The organism is Pseudomaricurvus alkylphenolicus, assembly GCF_011683955.1.
Taxonomy (GTDB): Bacteria; Pseudomonadota; Gammaproteobacteria; order Pseudomonadales; family Cellvibrionaceae; genus Pseudomaricurvus; species Pseudomaricurvus alkylphenolicus.
The window spans coordinates 318,548-337,690 of the sequence record NZ_JAAQPI010000011.1 but is presented as its reverse complement, the minus strand read 5'-3'; the positions used below and the strand labels follow the sequence as shown (position 1 = coordinate 337,690).

Below are 19,143 nucleotides of genomic sequence, written 5' to 3'. Positions count from 1 at the left end.
TCTTTCCCGGTCAAAGATTGACCAGATTGTAGGGCTTCCAGTGCTTTGTTAAAGTCGAACTCGTTGGACATGTGTCGTTCCTTTTGGGTCGTGATTATAGGAATGACACAGAATTTTTAACAGTCCCAATAATAATGATTTTCTTTATCACTCTCTCCTGCTAACAAGACGACCAAGCAGCTCCTCCTCCAAGGTCTCTGCGTCAACTAAGCATGCGCTTGCAGAGCAACCTGTCTGTAAACTCCAGTGCACACTTCTTTACTAACGTACCTTTCACCGTATAATGGCCATCATCAACACGGATGATCCGTAAACCCCAAGGAATAGGACATTGTCAGCATGCCCCTCACCTTTAAATCTTTAACCGTCGCCATTTCCGTTCTGGCGTTGTCTGGCTGCATGAGTGCATCTCAACATCGCGCAGACGTACACGATGATTCTACAGACCGCGTGACTGTAGGTGTAGTGCAAAAAGAAATCCGCATAGGAATGGCTGGCGGAGAAGTCGCAGCCACCCTGGGATCTCCAAATATCGTTTCAACAGATGAAAATCGCCGTGAAGTATGGATATACGATAAGATCTCAACCGACGTATCCTATTCCAAGAGCTCTGCAGGGGTGTCGTCCCTCATCCTGGGAGCGAGCAGTGCTGTTTTAGGTGGCGTGGGTGGCAGCGCTAGCCGAAGCGCCGGCGCAGCCTCCAAGTCCCAGAAAACTCTGACGATTATCATCAAATTTGATGAAAACCGCCTGGTAAGGGACTTCGCTTACCACACCTCAAGATTCTAATCACTATATAACACTAGGGTATTTCTCTTGAAAAACTTCACTCTCCTCTGCGTTATCATTGCTGGGTTGGTCGGCTGTACTCCGACGATTCCCAAGGATGCCTTTAAACTCTCTCCAACTAGCCTCGAAGACCGTCAACTTCAAAGCAGAAAATTCGACACACTCGACAGAAAAGTCTTACTGGCATCTGGTGCCGCAGTATTGCAAGACATGGGCTACGCGCTGGATGAGTCAAATGCCACTCTGGGCATACTTACAGCATCCAAGAAAGCTGACGCTACCGACGGCGCTCAGATTGCTGGAGCCGTTGTGGTTGCCCTGCTAGGTGGAGGCGCCATGCCCGTCGACAAAGAACAAAAAATACGAATATCCCTCGTTGTGAACGAGAATCTGAGTGACAGTGAATCCTCGATAGCTCGTATTTCATTCCAACGCATCGTGTGGAATACACAAGGACAGATCAGCCGCGTTGAGACACTAAAGGAGCCAGACCTTTATCAAGGGTTCTTTGAAAAATTATCCAAATCTGCATTTCTTGAGGCTCACCTGATATGACTAAGAACTCTTTTATTTTCGCATTTACTGTAACGATCGCGCTGCTGACCGGCTGCGCCAGCCAGAACAGCCATGTGCTTGCCGGAGGCAGTCAGGTTGAGCTTCGGAGCATTCAAACTAGGTCTTTTGATTCAAACGACCGCACCAAGATGCTTCGCTCAATTGTTGCAACGACTCAAGACTTGGGCTTTATTGTCGATAAAGCGGATAGCGATCTAGGCACAGTAACAGCAACCAAACTGAGTGGCTACCAGATCCGCATGACTATCACTGTTAGGCCGAAGGGAGACTCCCAACTGCTAGTGAGAGCAAACGCCACTTACAATTTGCAGGCGATTGAAGATCCACAGCCCTATCAGGACTTCTTCAATTCGTTGAGCAAAGCCGTTTTCCTCACTGCACACAATGTAGACTAACTCTGTCGCTATCGGCAAGCGGGGGCTGCAGCGCCCTTCCGGATAGATCATTGGAACAGCGCCAGTTGTGGCTGTAATGCTTCACCGAGCATGATTATCCTTCCGGAAGGGCGGCACCTACAAAGAACGCGAAGCTGCCAACTTTGTGCCCTCAAAGCCTGTGTGGAAAAAGTCAGCGAGGAGGAGCTACCAAGCGTAGCGATACCGCTCGGGATGAGCTGGTTACTGGCGGTGGTCGATTGAAAGTGCCTTGTTTGCGCATTGAGGAAGCTTCCGGGGAGAGGCGCTGGATGTATGAGTCCGGCCATATTATCCGGTATCTTGAGGGGCGGTTTGGGCAGGCAGTCTGAGGGTTGCCGTCCAAATTCAACATTTCCATATACCCACCTTCCAACGGTCCACGTCATGAATCGCCGTAAAAAGGCCAAGCAGATATTCGAGAAGAAGCTGAAAAAGGCCAAAGCCAAGCTGGATCCCAGGAAGAAGCCGCGCTATGTAGCCAAGGCTGACCGGGAGAAGGCTGTGGAAGGTGAGGCTGGGACCTAAGCTGGGTCTTGGTTAGCGTTGGCCTTTTTTCCTTTCCTTGGCTCAAAGAACGATATTGGTCAGCATAATTGCCTCATAGCCATGAAACTCTTCACCCTTTTGACTTTACTGTCCGGCTCAGTGTTGGCATCTGACGCAAAGCTGAAGCCATTTACCAGTGATGGCTGCAGTGCCTTTCCGGACGGCTCCCTGGAACAACGCCAGCTGTGGCTGCAATGCTGTACCGAGCACGACTATGCCTACTGGAAAGGTGGCACCTACCAAGAGCGCGAGATTGCTGATTTTGCACTCAAGGCCTGTGTTGAGAAGGTTGGCGAAGAGGAGATCGCCCTGTTGATGCTTGCCGGGGTTCGCGTGGGTGGGACGCCCTTTCTGCCGACCAAGTTTCGTTGTGGTTACGGTTGGTCATACCCCAGGTTCTATGGGGAGTTGTCTCAGGAGGAGTTACAGCAGGTTGAAGAGGCCGCCAAACAAGCCAGTGGGATACCATAGGCCCACCCCGCAACCGATCACTTTTTGATCAGCCATTTTCTCCAGGTAATAAAAAGCCCCGATCAGTGTCGAGGCTAAAGCAGTCATGAGGAGAGAGTCATGAAATCTGTATACTCTGACCGGGCGATTTGGGGATAGTTCCATCTGCATCCCAAAAAAACCAAATATTTGTCTAAACTTATGAGCGCCCTCGAAATTGATGTGCAGGGAGGCTCACATGGAACACCGGCACACCAAAACAACTGCCTCCCTGTTGCTGGCCGCTATCGCCCTTCCCTGTAGCGAAGCCCTCATCCTTGTATAAGAAGGGACTGATATACGGGCTCTCTACCACCCGGTATCACCCTGTCCGAAAACGGCTTCACCAACCCGGCCAGATCACTCGGCGGCATCATGGCTAGAGCCGCACCAGTACTCCTTTAAGCCACCCAGAACGAGTCCCAGAGGGCTTGATCATCGATCACTCCTGCTAGAGTAACTTCTTCTTCAAACACATAGTCAATAATATCGATAGCACGATTCACGCTATCTACGTCAGAGGTCACCGCCGAGAGCAACTCATTGATGCTGTTATCAAAGCCTTCATCAGGATAAAGCATGGTTTGCTCAGCATAGTAGATGGAAACATCGTGCTTGTTGCTCAAGAGCTGCCGATCTTGCTCGCCGCCAGTTGGAGAGTATGCTGCATTGATAACAGCCAGCAGGAACACTGCCTTATCCATACCGTTGTTCAGCTCTTTCTCCCAGTAGTCCCAACCGGCTGCTTCTGGTGCACGGTTGAACATGTTTTGGTAAACCGATTCTACAAACTCTCGGTTTGTGGAACCTTCCGGGTAGGTTGTTCTGAATTCTGTTTGATCGGCAAAACTCTTCGCGGTAGACAGAAAATCCAGTGATCCTGTGTAGTTTTCTTTAAACCAATAAGTCAAGCCTTCCGCAGCGGGGGCGCGGCCGAAATAGGCGATGTACAGGTCACTGATTTTGTCGAGCAGCTCAGCCGCGTAGGTTTTTTGCGTACCGACCTCACCATCTGGATCGACAAGATCATCCAACTCCACGTCAACGATGTAGGCATCATGACCCATGCCGTAACCAAAACCAATGGACTCTATGCTATCCAAGTGGTCATCACCCTCGCTGCCAGACAGGATTCCGTCTGATAAAATGTATTGACTCGGAAGATAGCGAGCTGTCATCACATCGAAACCATTACCTCCACTTATCTCGTCATCCGCCAAGGTGCCACTAAGAATATCATCGATGTCGCCACCAAAAACCTCTGCCCCAACCAACAGTGCATCGGAGGTTACACTTTCTTCAACACCGTAGCCGTCGGTGTAGCTGACCACGGCCTGGAGCTTTGATTCGACATCATCTTGCTGCAGTTGGTATTCTTGAACAAACGCCCCCGCTATTTCAGTGCCATCACGCAGCCATTTATAAATGAAAGACCCGAGCCCATCGGGATCCTCAAGATCGACCTCTACTGAAACGGTTTGTCCAACCCTTACAACACCACGGATTAAAACGCTTCCCTGTGGATCGTCATTGAGGTTGGCCACAAGACTATCCACCGTTGTGGTTACCGCTTCTTCCACGTCGAAGCCATCGGTATATCTGGCAGTAACGGTAATACTTTTGCCGACCAGATCTTGCTCCAGAGTTAACCGATCACTGGTGGCACCGTCGATGGCCACACTATCTGCATACCACTGGTAAGAAACTACCCCCAAGCCGTCTTCATCAGACAGGGTATTAGATACCGTTAAGATTTGATCTTCTTCAGCTGTGCCGACAATGGTGACGACGCCCAAGGGCTCATCATTCAGATTGTCAACGATACTGGTGTTTTCGCTAGCGACAGACTCTGCGGTGCCCCAATCATCGGTATAGTAGGCAGCAACGTTAATGGCTTTGCCAACCTGATCCTGTCCCAGAGTTAGTTGATCGCTAGTGGCGCCCTCGATGGCCAGACCATCGGCGTACCACTGGTAAGAAAGCGCCTCAAGGCCGTCCTCATCCGCCAGGGTACTGGATACTGTTAAGGTCTGATCTTCTTCAGCAGTGCCAATAATAGTGACTGTGCCCAAGGGTTCATCATTCACATTGACAACGATACCGGTGCTTTCACTGAATACAGACTCTTGCGTACCCCGCATATCGGTATAGCGAGCAACGACACTGAGGGTTTTGCCAACCTGAGTTTGCTCCAGAGTCAACCGATCACTGGTGGCACCCTCAATGACAAGACTGTTCGCGTACCACTGGTAAGAAACCACACCTAAGCCGTCTTTATCGACCAGGGTATTGGACACCGTTAACGTTTGATCTTCTTCCGCTGTTCCGACAATGGTGACGGCGCCCGTGGGCGCATCATTCACATTGACAACGATGCTGGTGCTCTCACTGAATACAAACTCGTCTGTGCCCCAGTCATCGGTATAGCGGGCAGCAACGCTGATGGTTTTGCCAACCTGATCCCGCCCCAGTGTTAGTTGATCACTGGTGGCACCATCGATGGCCAGACTGTCCGCGTACCACTGGTAGGTAACCACACCCAGCCCGTCCTCATCCGCCAGGGTATTGGACGCCGTTAACGTTTGATATTCTTCCACTGTGCCGACAATATCGACGGTGCCCGTAAGCTCATCATTCACATTGACAACGATACCGGTGCTTTCACTGAATACAGACTCTTGCGTACCCCAGTCATCGATATAAAGGGCAGCAACACTGATGGCTTTACCAACCTGATCCTGCCCCAGAATTAGCTGATCACCAGTGGCGCCATCAATGGCTAGATCATCCGCATACCAATGATAGGAGACCACACCCAGACCGTCTGCATCAACCAAACTATTGGATGCCGTTAAGATTTGATCTTCTTCGGCGGTACCGACAATGGTGACGGCGCCAGTGGGTTCGTCATTCACATTTTCAACGATATCGGTGTTGTCACTGATGACAGATTCTGCGGCCCCAAAGCCATCAACGTAACTCACCTGCAAACTGAATACCGATCCAACGTCGTCCTGCGTTAACTGATACGCGTCAGCCGTAGCCCCCTCAACTGGATCGCTGTCGCGCAACCATTGAAAGTGGAGTTCACCAAGGCCATCTTCGTCTTCTATGTTGTGACTGTATTGCAGTACTGCACCTTGACGAGCGGCGCCAATGATTTCATCACCACCGATAGGATCATCGTTTACATTGGAAACCGCGTCTGCTGTGCCAGCGGTCAGCTGTTTTTCTTCTCCCAGACCAGTGGTGTAAGCAACGGTAACCGAAATCGATTTGTTAACGTGGCTCTGAGCCAACAATAGTGTCGAGCTTGTCTCTCCATCAATGGCCATTCCATCGGCGAACCATTGATAAGATAGCTGTTCATACCCGTAGGGTTCCTGAATACCGTCAATCTCTGCAGTTAGAAGCTCCCCCTCAGTCGATGAGCCCGATACCGAGATGAACTGGTGAGAAATGCCAAGCTGGTAGCCATCGGCATCATAGCGCTGGGCATAGATGTCATAACCAGAACCGTCCTCGTCATTGACGGTCCATGTGACTACCCAGCCACCATCCGCCAAGGTGGCAATCCTTAGGGAAGACTCCCAGTGACCAGACTCGTAGTGCCTGCTGTCAACATTGAGCCGAAACTCCGACCCCACCGAATTGCCATTGCTGTCATAACGCTTGACGTAGACGTCACTGCCTGAGCCAGTCAGCGCGTAGGATGCCCAAATCACTAGCCAGCCGCCATCCGCCAAGGGCTCAACCGCTCGTACAGACTGGGAGCCAAGGGAGAAGGTATTGACCTGAAATTCCGACCCTACCGAATTGCCATCGCTATCATAGCGCTGAGCAAAAACGCCCCCCCTAGAGCCGTCCTGCTGATAGGAGTTCCAGCTCAGTAGCCAGCCTCCATCCGCCAAGACGGCAATCTTTGGTGAAGACTGGGAACTATAGGTATAGGTGTTGACCCGAAATTCAGATCCCACCGAATTTCCATCACCGTCATAACGCTGGGCATAAACCCCAGAGCCAGAGCCATCCTGCTGATAGGAGTTCCAAGCCACCAGCCAGCCGCCATCCGCTAAGGCAGTAACCACGGGTTGATACTGGCGGTCATCAGTGTAAGTGTTGACCTGAACTTCCGCACCCACCGCATTGCCATCGCTATCATAACCCTGGACATAGATCCCATTGTCAGAACCGTCCTGAAACCAGGATGACCAGGTCACCACCCATCCGCCATCCTTCAAAGCAGCAACCGCAGGATAATACTGGGAATCGTCAGTGTGGGTGTTGACCTGAAATTCCGACCCGATCCTATTGCCATCACGATCATAACGCCGTGCAAAAATCCCGTTGTAATTACCGTCCTGAGACCAAGATTCCCAGGTTACAACCCAGCCGCCATCCGGTAAGCCGACAACCGCTGGAGCTTGCTGGTGGCTGAAGGTGAAAGTGTTGACCAGGAACTCCGACCCCACCGCATTGCCATCGGCATCGTAGCGCTGCGCATAGACTTCTTCGCCCCATCCACCCAACTGTTTGTCGGAATGCCAAGTCACGATCCAGCCGCCATCCGCCAAGGGGGCAACCTCGTGCTCGAACTGATCGTCATCGATGTAGCTGTTTACCCGTACATCAGGAAACGCCACCCGAATATTGGAGAAAGACACCGCAGAACTGCCAGAGGTGTCTGTCGCGATAATCTTTATCGCCAATTCACCATGATCATAATCTCCGGGAGCCGCAGTAATTGCACCCGTTTGCGAGTCTATGGACAGCCATGAAAGCAGGTCAGTGCTGTCTTGCATTTCCAGAGAGAAAGTTAATTCATCCCCGTCCGGGTCTACAAACAAACCCTCAGGAAGCTCGAAGCTTGATGAAATACCGGGCGCTACGATTTGATCAGCAAGAATCCCAGCCAGATATGGGGCGGTGTTGTCCGTCATGAAAGTACGTTCCTTGTCTAGGTCTTGGCAGCCGTGCCAGGGTTCGGTTGTAGAGTGAGGAGTTTGTCCAGCGTTTAATAAGACTGAGGCAGACACCAAGTGTCTGCCTTAGAGTGGAAACGCCGCCATTCATCCTTGTTTGCCACCATCCGTTCAAAGATGAAGATAATATCACGGAACTCCCCTCCCCAATATCCCTCACAGCCACCTCAAGAACATCGGCATCCCATTTGGAGAAGTCCTTCATCACCATCTATCGAGGAATTACCAAGGGCGACACCTTCCACATCATCAACAGATCCACGGACCCAAGCTACTCTCGGACTGCCACCGGAGCAATCACCTGCCACGCCACTGTCGACAGTTCAGACTCCACCCCCGAAGAGGCCCGGACTATGAATCATGAATCGCCGTAAAAAGGCCAAAGCCAAGCTGGATCCCAGGAAGAAGCCGCGCTATATCGCCAAGGCTGACCGGGAGAAAGCTGTGGAAGGTGAGACTGAAGCGTAGCGCTGTCTCGTGTAGAACACCGGCCTTTTCACTTTCTTGATGCTACTGTCCAGCTCAGTGTTGGCGTCAGACGCAAAACTGAAGCCATTTATCAGCGACGGCTGCAGTGCCTTTTCCGATGGTTCCTTGGAACAACGACAATTGTGGCTGCAATGAGCATGATTATGCCTACTGGAAGGATGGCACCTTCAAAGATCGCGAGAATGCCGATTTTGCTCTCAAGGCCTGTGTTGAGAAGGTCGGCGAGGAGGAAATTCCCTGCTTATGCTGGCCGGGGTTCGCGTGGGTGGGACACCCTTTCTGCCGACGAAGTTCCGCTGGGGCTACGGTTGGCCATATCCCAGGTTCTATGGGGAGTTGTCTCAGGAGGAGGAGTTACAGAAAGGGTCACTATTTGACGCCGTCAACAGGAAGAAGTCTGGCAGAATGCCAAGGTTGAAGCCCTGTATCGCCTCGCCGCTGCCAGCGTGAGAGTACCAAAACCTTTTGGGTGCTTTGGCGGTGTGCTGCTGATGGAACTGGTCACCGATGACGACGGCGATGCCGCTCCGAGACTGGGCGAAGTGTCAATGTCAGCGGAACAGGCCCGAGAAGACCACGCCCTGATAATGCATTACGTTATGCTTAAAGCATCTTCCTTGCAGCTAAACCGCCTTGCTGGGTGTTCTCCCTGCTGTTTATCAGGTTATGGGATCGCTTCTGAGCTGGCACCTGGCGACACGCGAGGCATTCATCGAACCTGCGCCAAGTGGCGTAGCTGAAAATGACACTACTCGTAGGGCACTATCCGAACAAAGCATACAAGATCATCGCCCATAGCGATGACCCCTCCACCTGGTGCTTCTACAATTGACTTCACGTCTTCCAAGTTGCACCCCCACTCTTGGCGACCGACTTTCGCCGTCGTGTTAACGTCATACACACCTACTGCGTTGAGCTCACCTTCTGCGATATAGAGGTTTGTCCCATCATTGGACAACCAGGATTTCCCAGATGGGAATTTGGCCACCTGATTGAACTGAGACGTAGCCAATACCTGACCAGAGCTCAGGTAAATCAAACTGCCATCAGCGCTAAGAGTGAGATTATCGGTCCCACTGACCTGCCCGTGGTCGTCTTCAAGTACGATGGGCAAACTAGCATCGGACGCGTCCAGCTTGTACAGGGAGTTCGGTGAGAATCCCGAGCCAATGTAGACGGTTTGGTTCGCTGGATCGGCTGCGAAGATTGGTCGAGCCCTGATAATAGTTCCACCGGCGACTCGTGTCGCGGCATTATCCTCATCTCTTCGAACTTCTACTATATAGGCGAAACCATTACTTCCAGGATTGGAAGAAACGACTATTCTGTTATGTTCCACTTCAGCGACATCCCAAGTCCTGTCATCATCCAACTGCGTAGACAGATCCACAACGTCTGTTTCACCCGTGGTCAGATCTAGATAACCGATATCACCGTCTCCAAAAAGCGCGGCGTATAGTGTTTCTCCATCCGCTGACAGGTCAATCCCTTGCGGCGTCCCAGGCATTGCATATCGGTTAGCAATCGAAACTTCATTCAAATCTACCTCTGCAATCTGTTGCATCGATGGGATCGAAACCAGCAACCTTTCCTCCGCCCTATTAAAAGCCATATCAGCTCCAACCGCGCCTAACTCAATTCTGGCATGACTGGTGCACTTTTCAGCCGACACCCCAGTTCCTCCCTGAGCAAGAATATCTAGCTTGTCGCAGGTAATATTATCGTTTTCCCGTACATCAAGGGCCGTTAGCGATGTTAGTCCAAATAGGTATTCAACGTCTGACACATTGGTATTTCTTAGCGACAAAGACTCGATACTTTCCGCACTCGCCAGAGGTTCGAGAGAGAGGACACCATGACCTGACAGATCCAAGTGCTTTAGGTTTTGCATCTTTTGAATGGCGTTTAAATTCAGTATGTTGGTTTCGGAACCGCTGCAATCCAACGCTTCAAACTGATCGGGCGATGTATACCCGCGTTCCTGGGCCGCATCGATCACACATCGTTCCAGCCCAAGATCGTCAAATCGCAGTTCAGCGAAAGCGTCGTTGCTTTCAGAGACAGACACCGATCCATAGATGCACAACACATCCGATTGAAGCAACGCAAAGTTCGTATCCTGGTTAAACACATTTATGCGTTTCGATGCTCCACTGGAACATCCGGTATCAATGCTTCGTTGCATTTCCAGCGAATCAAAATCATAGACCAGTATTCCGCCGCCACTGGCGTTAACAAAGAGCGTATTTGTAGTTTTGCTAGACACCGAAATTCCGGAATTAACGCGTCCCTCCTCAATAAAAGACCCGGTTCGCAACACCTGTCCGCTCCCTAACGCTATTCGTGTACCTTCTGGATTCACCGTTAGATTGTGTGTCCCACTAACGCTGCCATGATCGTCTTCGAGCGCAATTCCAGCATCCGGATCCACTAAACTGAGTTTGTATAATGAGTTGGGAGAAAACCCTGACCCCACATAAACGAATTGATGATCCGGTGAGCGAGCGAACGTTGGCCTGGATCTTATGTACTGATTATTGGCAACCGACGTCGCCAAATTAAACTCATCAAGCCTAATTTGGGCAACCCTGGCAAGACCTCCGCTCCCTGGAGAGGCCGACACAAACAACCTGTTTTCTGCTCCCTCAACGACATCATAGGTATCCGGGTGACCCGTTTTGTCTGCCAATGGGATAAGTGTTATCTCACGCTGCTCCAGATCAAGGGATGCGATTGAGGTGGAACCTCTCAACGCTACAAATAGTCGACTTTCATCAATACTCAAATCAATTCCGTACGGGGAACCCGGCAACGAAATTCTATCCACTACTCTGAGTTTCGAGGTAGATACCACAACAATTTCATTTCGCGATGGGATAGATATATAAATTTGCTCTCTCGTTTCATCAATCGCTGTATCGAAGCCGATAGCGCCAAGCTCAATCGATCTGGATGTCACGCAGTAATCATCTCTATAAAAGGTTTCCCCCAAATTCAACTGAGACTCAAGCGATTCTATTTCTGAACACGACAAACCACTGTTGCCAGTGATATTCAGTGTTTCCAAGTTGGTAAGGGAGAAAAGACTATCAAGTGCGGAAACAGTGTTGTCAGGAAGGCTCAGGCTGGCCAGCGCCAGGAACATTTCCAGCCCGGACAGATTACCCACGCCACTGCATTCCAGACTGGTGACTTGACCTATATCAGTAAAGTCATTTGAAGCGGACTCCTGTTCTATACATTGATCAAGGGCCACATCCTCAACTTCAACATCTTCCACATTAGCATAAGCCCGCACGGCCAGCTCTACCAGAGCCGACCTGCGCTCGTCGTCTTCAAACTCGATCTCCACTTGGAGTGTTACCGCAGAGTCTTCGCTAACTTCAGGCAGCTGAAGACCTGTTTCCAATGCTGCTGGATTCAGAATATCGACGGAAGGTCCTGCAACCTGACTCCATGTAATATCTCGAATATCTGTTCGAGAACTTGTGGCTGCAATTGTTGCTACGCCTCGTTCATAGCCTTCCACATCATTGGGGACTGTTAACCAAAGGTGCTCTCCATTCGGCTTCCATAGCACAGCCTGCAGCGTCACCAATTGCTCGCCTCCTGTCGCACTGCTATAGAGGCTGATTCGGGTGTTAGATTCGAACTCCGCATAGATACTCAACTCCGAACCGGCGTCATTGCGTGTACTGAATTCACAGTCCATTCCAAGGTTGTCCGAAGTGATAAGGAGATTCAGCTGGCGTCTCAATCCCGCTCCCGAGACGACATATCGGCCCAAGGCGATTTCCTCATTAGAATTTATCTCTAGAGTACCGTCCTCTGAGAAATAGTAGGTTTCATCACAGGATTCCCTGGGATAGGAAAAACCCCAAGCCCCGACCATATTGGCAGTAGAAGAACCAGTCTGTGCTGCATAAATCTCAGCGAGCTCCAACGCTCTATCAACACTCGTTCGAACGTCGGTAACATCAGATAAAACGTCTCGTGCGGCCAGGATGAAACTGCTATCTACAGCAGTAGACGCTGTCTCGTCGGTAAAAAACTCGGCAACTTCGAGTTTGTTTTTCAGTACGTTCAAATCCGCCTGCGCCTGCGGGTCGTCTGGTGCAGCATTCCGCACAGCATTGATCACCGCGTTTACAAACTGATCGGTGTTAACCCGGCCGCTATACAATTCCTCTCGCCAATAGCTCAAGCCCGCTGCGGCCGGCTCTCTTTCGAGAAAATTCTGGTAAATAGCGCGGATCAATTCAGAAATCGTGAGGTTTTCGTAGATTTCTCTGTACTCCACTTGCTGGACAAATGAAGCTCGAGTGTGCTCCAGGGTCAGAGCACCCCGAGAGATCTGGTTGTACCAGTAATCCTGGCCATCCTTGTGGGCTGCACGCCCCAGTATTCCAATATAGAGCTCATCGATGTCCTCTCTAAGTGCCTGACCATCCTGAGCGGAGAGGGATGCTGATATCAGCATCAGAAGGAGTGCGATTAATCGCATGGAACAATTCCCTTTGAAGTGTGACCGGTGCGGATTCTACTGGAATGCCAGTTTCGAATCAAAACGTGGCTTTATGTGCTTGCTTTGCCAAGCGTTGTGATACCGCTCGGGATGAGTTGGTTGCCGGGGTGGGCGGCTGAAGGTGCCCAACACAATGAAACTTGCGCCAAAGCTCTACACCTGCTAACTTTCTTCCATCCATACAACGGAATGATTGTCAGGAAAAAGGAAAACGCAGGATGAAATTTCAGGGACTGATCGCTTCGATATGTTTACTCTCTAGCTTTGCCGTTTTTTCATCCCCAATACAGATCAAAGTTGAGGGGACCGTCACGCAAATAGATCCAATATTCTCGCCACTGGTTTCACTCGGCGACCTAATGACATCTACATTTGTCTATGATCCTGCTGAGATTTCAGGATCGATAGAATTCGATGATGACAGGTACTTCTATTATTCTCCTTTGATTGAATATGAGATCACCATGGGTGGAGTGTTCGCCTATGGCACGAATGGCCGTTCAGAAGTCACTAACGATCATATAGATTCATTTGGGCGACAATGGGATAGATTTATATTGGAAAACAGCCCTAATCAACCTTCGATCCCTACATTGGAAAGCCTGTTCGACATTAACAGACTGGCCATCGGACTGGTGCTTTATGATTACAACGATGCTGATGCGTTATCCAACGCTCTCCCCGTTGGAGACATCCCCCTGGATTCTTTCGACTTAGATCAGTCTTACGTCACTATCCAAATGGAACTGGAAGGCGGCGCATTTGAGTGGGAACCAATGTTTGCCCACATCACAAGTGCCGAAGTATCATCAGTACCCCTGCCATCGTCTCTGTGGTTACTTGGCGGCGGCCTTATGGGCTTGTTTGGCTTTGCTAGACGAAAGGCTTCCAGCCATCAGGTTGTGTGAGCAGCCCTAAATCAAGATACTGGTACCTGGATTGCTCCCACTCTTGTAGGTAATCAGTGTTTTGATCTGCTCCTCCCCTCGTACAAATAGCAATTTTGGCCTGCTTGAATTTAAGAAGACCATCCACTTAATTACCGTGTTGATGTTTCTGCCAAGTACAATTTTTGATTCAGTGAATACTCTGCAGATGGCTGCAGACTCTGCCTCAACATTCTATTTGTCATCGAGAGCGCCTCTGACGTAACGAACATCAATAATAGTAAGCAATCCAAATGAGCCCGTAAGATGTCTCTTAATATTCTTACCGGTTTGATTGCGTCTCTCTGGGTATCTTATATGGGGGCACCTTTCCGGCGTCTCCTGCAACTTTCACTAAGATACTCGGAGGCGACCATGCTCAATAACAACAAAAGACCAAGATGGTCAAAATACGACCAACCCATCGGCAGAACATAGCTCTACCGCCAATCCAGACATTTCGGGGACCTGATAGCTATTGCCTGGCTCGAATTTGCAATACACTGTGCCGCTTGTCTATCTCAATACTCACTCGGTCCAAACACACCCCAAATGAAAGCCCCAAAACGCATACAACCGCTGATTGATGACGGCATTGTCGACGAAGTACTGTACCGCTTGATGAGCGGCAAGGAGGCCGATGTCTTTGTGGTGCGCTGTAATTCGGAAATTCGCTGCGCCAAGGTGTACAAGGAGGCTGCAAAACGTAGCTTCAAAAAGGCCGCACAATATCAGGAGGGCCGTAAGGTCCGTAACAGCCGCCGCGCCCGAGCGATGGAAAAGGGTTCGAAATTTGGACGCCGTCAACAGGAAGAAGTCTGGCAGAATGCCGAGGTAGATGCCCTGTATCGCCTTGCCGCTGCCGGCGTGAGAGTGCCACAGCCCTATGGATGTTTCGACGGCGTGCTGCTGATGGAACTGGTCGCCGATGAAGACGGCGATGCCGCCCCGAGGCTGGGCGAAGTGACGATGTCTGCAGATCAGGCCCGAGAAGACCACGCCCTGATGATGCATTACATTATGCTTATGCTGATCGCTGGTCTGATCCATGGTGACCTGTCTGAGTTTAACGTGCTCGTTGATGAATATGGTCCGGTTATCATCGATTTGCCACAAGCGGTGAACGCAGCTGCCAACAACAACGCACGTGCCATGCTTTGCCGCGACATCGACAATATGAATCGCTATTACGGTTTATTCGCACCTGACTTGCTGAACACCCGATACGCCGATGAAATGTGGGCGCTTTATGAAGAAGGCGAATTAACTCCGGAAACACAGCTTAGTGGTACATTTGAAGACGACGACAATCTCGCGGATGTGGATTCTGTGATGGAGGAAATCAAGGCGGTTTTGGCAGAGGAACAGGCCCGCCAGGAGCGGTTACGCGACGAAGCACTTTAGCAACCAGCCGCTCACCAACTAAAATGGACCAAATCTTCGCCGGTATTGCCGCATATCGGCAAGAACGATTTCCCGACAGTCCGATTCTGCCTGTGAGCCCCACAGGATGCATCCATGAAAGGGCACAATGTCCATAGGCGCGCCCTTATCATTTGCGTTAGCATAGCTGGATCATTACAACTGCTTACCTGACCGGGCTTGTGCCATGCAGAATTCCAACTCAGTCTTTGCCAGGCTCCTGAGTGACGATATCGTCGAGTTTGAGAATCTGGGCTATACGGAAGCGGCGTCACTGCTGTCCCGCTACCCTCGCTTTCGGATTCATCACGACGATGACGATGAGCTGGGTTATGAACAGTATATTCGCATCAGCGATGGTGTGCTGCTGCGTTTGGTGGATGTGGACATACTGCGGGACAACCGCGTCAGCGTCTGTACCCTGGGTGGCTACGTCAGCTGCATTTTTCATCTCGGCGGCGGCTCGCAGATTACCGAGGAGGATGGCTCCGAGTATCAAACTGTCGAAGGTACCTGCAGCATTACTTACTACCCCGAAGACAGAGCCCTGGAAGACTTCTGCCGTGGTGGGGTCAAGTATGTGCTGGTGGAGGTGCTGATTCGCTGGGAGAGGCTCCTGGAAGATTTCTTCAATGGGGATCCGGCGACCATGCCGCACCTGTTGCGCTCCACCTGTATGGCAGAGGACATAGGTACGGTTCTGGCCCTGCCCCTGAGTGCCGAGCTGCACCAGTGTTTGAAGACACTGACGTCCACGGACTTTTCCGGCGCCTTACGCGAACGTTTTCTGGAGGCCAAGTGCGCAGAGCTGGTGTGCCTGACGATGGGCCTCTTGCAGCGACGGGAAAGGGGGAGTTCACGCCGACCGCTGCAGGAACGGGATATGGAGCAGCTGGATAAGGTCCGCTCTGCGCTGGTGGGTGACCTGTCCGTCCCTCCCAGCCTTGATGAGCTGGCCAGTAACCTCGGCATGACCAGAGGCACCCTGTCCGAACGCTTCAAGCAGTACTACGGTCTATCCATCCGCGAGTACCTGCTACGCGAGAGAATGGAGGAGGCCAAATCGCTGCTGGCCCGTGAAGACCTTCATATCAATCAGGTGGCCTGGCAGCTCGGTTATGAGCATGCCTGCAATTTCGTCACCGCCTTCCGGCGTCAGTTTGGCCTGACACCCAACGCTTATAGAAAATTGGAACTAAAGAGTTAGTTTTCATATTCATAAACGGCTGGCCTTCAATCCCCCAAACAGGGGAGACCCGGCGGCATTCCGTGCCGCTGTTTTCCTCATTCACGCTCTATTGCCGGATTTAGCAAAACTTTTGCCGAGTTCGTCAAAACTTTCGCTGCCCCGAGGTTGGTAACCTAGTTTCAGCCTTTTCGGAGGTCATACAAAAAAAAGCGTGCCGGCCCAAGGCCATTGTCAATCAAACACTCTGGTGGGGCTGTCACTAGCAGGAGAGCATAATGACGAAAACTGTATTTCATCGCACTTCACTGTCCGCAGCCCTGATCGCCGCCATATCCGGTGTGCATATCGCACCAGCGAACGCCGCCCAGGCTTTCGAGCTGGAAGAAATTATGGTGACCGCCACCCGCAGGGCGCAGTCGGTTGAAGACATCCCCTATAATATTTCCGCTGTTTCCGGTGATGCCATCGCCAATGCCGGCGTCAGTGACTTGCAGTCCCTGACCCGAATGATCCCCGGATTGACCAGCGCCGACCTCGGCCCACGCGCCAGTGGTATCAACAGCAATCTGATTATTCGTGGCCTGAATACCAACAGCTCCGCGGCCAGCAGTACTGTGCCTAACCTGACCGTACCGCTGGTGTCCACCTACGTTGACGAAACCCCGATGTTCGTCAATCTCAAGCTCCATGACATTGAGCGTGTGGAAGTGCTGCGCGGTCCCCAGGGCACGCTCTATGGATCCGGTTCCATGGGTGGCACCTTGCGGTTGATCCACAGAAAACCGGACTCTCAGGAGACAACCGCCGATGTGTCCGGAAAGCTTTCCTTTACCGATGATTCCTCGGAGCAGAACTACAGTGTCGACGGCGTCTTCAATTTGCCATTGAGTGAAGACCTGGCACTGCGCATCGGCCTTGGTTACGAAGAGGTTGGAGGCTTTATCGACGCCAGTCAATTGGCCACCTTTGACGCCAATGGCCAGCCGCTGCTGGCCTCGCCTGAAGATCCGCTCAACAGTGGTCTCGCTTATCACAGTGCCGAGGACGTTGACAGCGCCGATCTGCGCTACCTGCGCTCGTCGCTGCTGTGGAATATCAACGACGATGTCGAAGCCCTGTTCACCTATCACCGCCAGGAGGAAAACTCCGACGACTACAGCGTTCAGACCACGGGACTGAACAACGAACACAACCTGGCCATCTCCTCGCCGCTGGAACGGGAAGTGGATCTGGTCAGCGTCGACATCAGTGCCGATGTGGGTTTTGCCTCCTTCAGTTCTTCGACCTCCTACTATGACAATGAGTCGCAATCACTGCGCGACGGCACCGGTTTTATGGAAAACGTCGCTGCCAGCCCGGTGACCTATGGTGGCTTTCCCCGCGTGCTGTCCTCCTTGACCGAGAGCGCCAGGGATCGCTCCCTGACCCAGGAATTCCGCCTGGTATCCAACGGCGATGGCGACCTGGATTGGGTAGTGGGTGCCTTCTATCGCGACCAGCGCCTGGGCGTCACTATGCAGCCGCAATTGATGCACGGCTTTGCCGCCTGGGCCGATCTTCCCGGTTCGGGGGCGGTGATCAGCGACCTGTTTGGAGCCCCCGGTGCCTTCGACAGCTTTGCCGACTTCATCATGCTGTACAACGGTGCGCCGCGTCCCAGCGACCGCAGCATGGCCGACTATGTTTTCGGTTTTGATCGCGAGGTGAGCTTCGAGGACCTGGCCGTATTTGGTGAACTCACTTACCACATCACCGATGCCTGGCAGATGACCGTCGGCATGCGCCAGTTCTGGCAGGACTTCGAGCAGGAACTGACCCAACAGCTCCCCATATGCGGCCCGTATTGTTCCTCCGACGGTCTGGATCCGTCCGGCACTCTGACAGTGGATACCGCGGCTGATTTCGAAGATGCCATTTACAAATTCAATTCCTCCTACGACCTCAATGAGAACACCATGGTCTACTTTACCTGGGCCGAGGGATTCCGCCACGGTGGTGCCAACGGCCTGGCCATCGGCGACTGCGGCCTCTGTGAAGCAGACGGTTCGCTGCTGACGTTCGACTCCGATAACGCCACCAATATCGAGGCCGGGGTGAAAGGGCGCCTGGGCGACACCACCAGTTATACCTTCTCGCTCTACAATATCGACTGGCAGGATGTGCAACTGGATGCGTTTACGGATCCCGGCGCCTTTCCGTTCGTGATTAACGGCGGTGACGCTCGCTCTCGCGGGCTGGAACTGGAGATTAACACGCAGTTGACGGAAAACCTCAGTGCAGTTGTCGGTTACGGTTATGTGGACGCTGAATTGCGTGATGACTTTGTGGTGGAGAGAACCGTGGGGGAAGCGGGCAACCGTCTGCCCGGAGTGCCCGAACACCAGCTGTCGCTGTCACTGGATTACTTCAAGCAGCTGGACAGCGGTATGGAGTTGCATCTGCATCTCGACGGTTTCTATCGCGACCAGGTGACCACCACCGTCAGCGACAAGATTTACGACAGTGCCATTGGTCAGGTGGTGGTCGACACCAGCCAGGCCGGGTTTACGGTGCTTGATGACTTCCAGGTCTGGAACCTGTCGGCCAATCTGAGCGGTGATCGCTGGCGCGCGGGTCTGTTTGTCAACAACCTTGGTAACGAGGACGGCGTATCCGGCCAGATTCTCGACCAGTCTCAGGACTACAACCGCCAGTATATTTCCCGGCCGCGCACCGTCGGCGTGTCCTTCGGTTATCGCTGGGAATAAGACTCCTCTCTGGGCTCTTCGGAGCCCCTTTTTTCATCATTTTAATG

13 protein-coding genes are annotated in these 19,143 nt (G+C 51.9%); 11 read left to right on the top strand and 2 right to left on the bottom strand.

Features of this window, described 5'->3' with window-relative positions; genetic code table 11:
* Nucleotides 1-339: 339 nt before the first annotated feature.
* From HBA55_RS25410 to HBA55_RS25390, 5 genes are all read left to right on the top strand, one after another.
* On the top strand, nucleotides 340-789 hold the full coding sequence (locus HBA55_RS25410) for a hypothetical protein (protein WP_166997216.1): 450 nt from the start codon (nucleotides 340-342) through the stop codon (nucleotides 787-789).
* A 27-nt stretch (nucleotides 790-816) separates the two neighbouring features.
* Nucleotides 817-1,344 (top strand): hypothetical protein, encoded by a 528-nt coding sequence (locus HBA55_RS25405; protein ID WP_166997214.1) that lies wholly within the window; start codon nucleotides 817-819, stop codon nucleotides 1,342-1,344.
* Nucleotides 1,341-1,760 (top strand): hypothetical protein, encoded by a 420-nt coding sequence (locus HBA55_RS25400; protein WP_166997212.1) that lies wholly within the window; start codon nucleotides 1,341-1,343, stop codon nucleotides 1,758-1,760. Before HBA55_RS25405 ends, HBA55_RS25400 begins: the two co-directional genes overlap by 4 nt.
* 405 nt (nucleotides 1,761-2,165) lie before the next feature.
* Entirely contained in the window at nucleotides 2,166-2,306 is a 141-nt protein-coding gene (locus HBA55_RS25395; RefSeq protein WP_166997210.1) for a DUF2986 domain-containing protein, read from the top strand.
* Between the two features lie 81 nt (nucleotides 2,307-2,387).
* Nucleotides 2,388-2,798 (top strand): hypothetical protein, encoded by a 411-nt coding sequence (locus HBA55_RS25390; RefSeq protein ID WP_166997208.1) that lies wholly within the window; start codon nucleotides 2,388-2,390, stop codon nucleotides 2,796-2,798.
* 419 nt (nucleotides 2,799-3,217) lie between these two features.
* On the opposite strand, the gene HBA55_RS25385 is transcribed toward HBA55_RS25390, so the two are convergent.
* Nucleotides 3,218-7,756: a DUF4214 domain-containing protein gene (locus tag HBA55_RS25385; protein ID WP_166997206.1), complete on the bottom strand. Its 4,539-nt coding sequence runs from the start codon at nucleotides 7,754-7,756 to the stop codon at nucleotides 3,218-3,220.
* 402 nt (nucleotides 7,757-8,158) lie between these two features.
* On the opposite strand from HBA55_RS25385, the gene HBA55_RS25380 reads away from it, so the two are divergent.
* Both HBA55_RS25380 and HBA55_RS38080 read left to right on the top strand, forming a co-directional pair.
* Entirely contained in the window at nucleotides 8,159-8,266 is a 108-nt protein-coding gene (locus tag HBA55_RS25380) for a DUF2986 domain-containing protein (RefSeq protein WP_166997204.1), read from the top strand.
* A gap of 443 nt (nucleotides 8,267-8,709) precedes the next feature.
* On the top strand, nucleotides 8,710-9,027 hold the full coding sequence (locus HBA55_RS38080; protein WP_166997250.1) for an RIO1 family regulatory kinase/ATPase domain-containing protein: 318 nt from the start codon (nucleotides 8,710-8,712) through the stop codon (nucleotides 9,025-9,027).
* Between the two features lie 8 nt (nucleotides 9,028-9,035).
* Here the strand turns inward: HBA55_RS38080 and HBA55_RS25370 are convergent, their stop codons facing one another.
* On the bottom strand, nucleotides 9,036-12,791 hold the full coding sequence (locus HBA55_RS25370) for a DUF4214 domain-containing protein (protein WP_166997202.1): 3,756 nt from the start codon (nucleotides 12,789-12,791) through the stop codon (nucleotides 9,036-9,038).
* A 239-nt stretch (nucleotides 12,792-13,030) separates the two neighbouring features.
* Between HBA55_RS25370 and HBA55_RS25365 the strand changes: the two genes are divergently transcribed.
* The 4 genes from HBA55_RS25365 to HBA55_RS25350 all read left to right on the top strand — a co-directional run bounded on the left by HBA55_RS25365 (nucleotide 13,031) and on the right by HBA55_RS25350 (nucleotide 19,096).
* Entirely contained in the window at nucleotides 13,031-13,720 is a 690-nt protein-coding gene (locus HBA55_RS25365) for a PEP-CTERM sorting domain-containing protein (RefSeq protein WP_166997200.1), read from the top strand.
* A 570-nt stretch (nucleotides 13,721-14,290) separates the two neighbouring features.
* Nucleotides 14,291-15,142 (top strand): PA4780 family RIO1-like protein kinase, encoded by an 852-nt coding sequence (locus HBA55_RS25360; protein WP_166997198.1) that lies wholly within the window; start codon nucleotides 14,291-14,293, stop codon nucleotides 15,140-15,142.
* Between the two features lie 205 nt (nucleotides 15,143-15,347).
* Entirely contained in the window at nucleotides 15,348-16,367 is a 1,020-nt protein-coding gene (locus HBA55_RS25355; protein ID WP_166997196.1) for a helix-turn-helix transcriptional regulator, read from the top strand.
* 257 nt (nucleotides 16,368-16,624) lie between these two features.
* The gene (locus tag HBA55_RS25350) at nucleotides 16,625-19,096 is read left to right on the top strand and encodes a TonB-dependent receptor (RefSeq protein ID WP_166997194.1); all 2,472 of its coding nucleotides are present in this window, start codon (nucleotides 16,625-16,627) and stop codon (nucleotides 19,094-19,096) included.
* The last annotated feature ends 47 nt before the right edge of the window (nucleotides 19,097-19,143 follow it).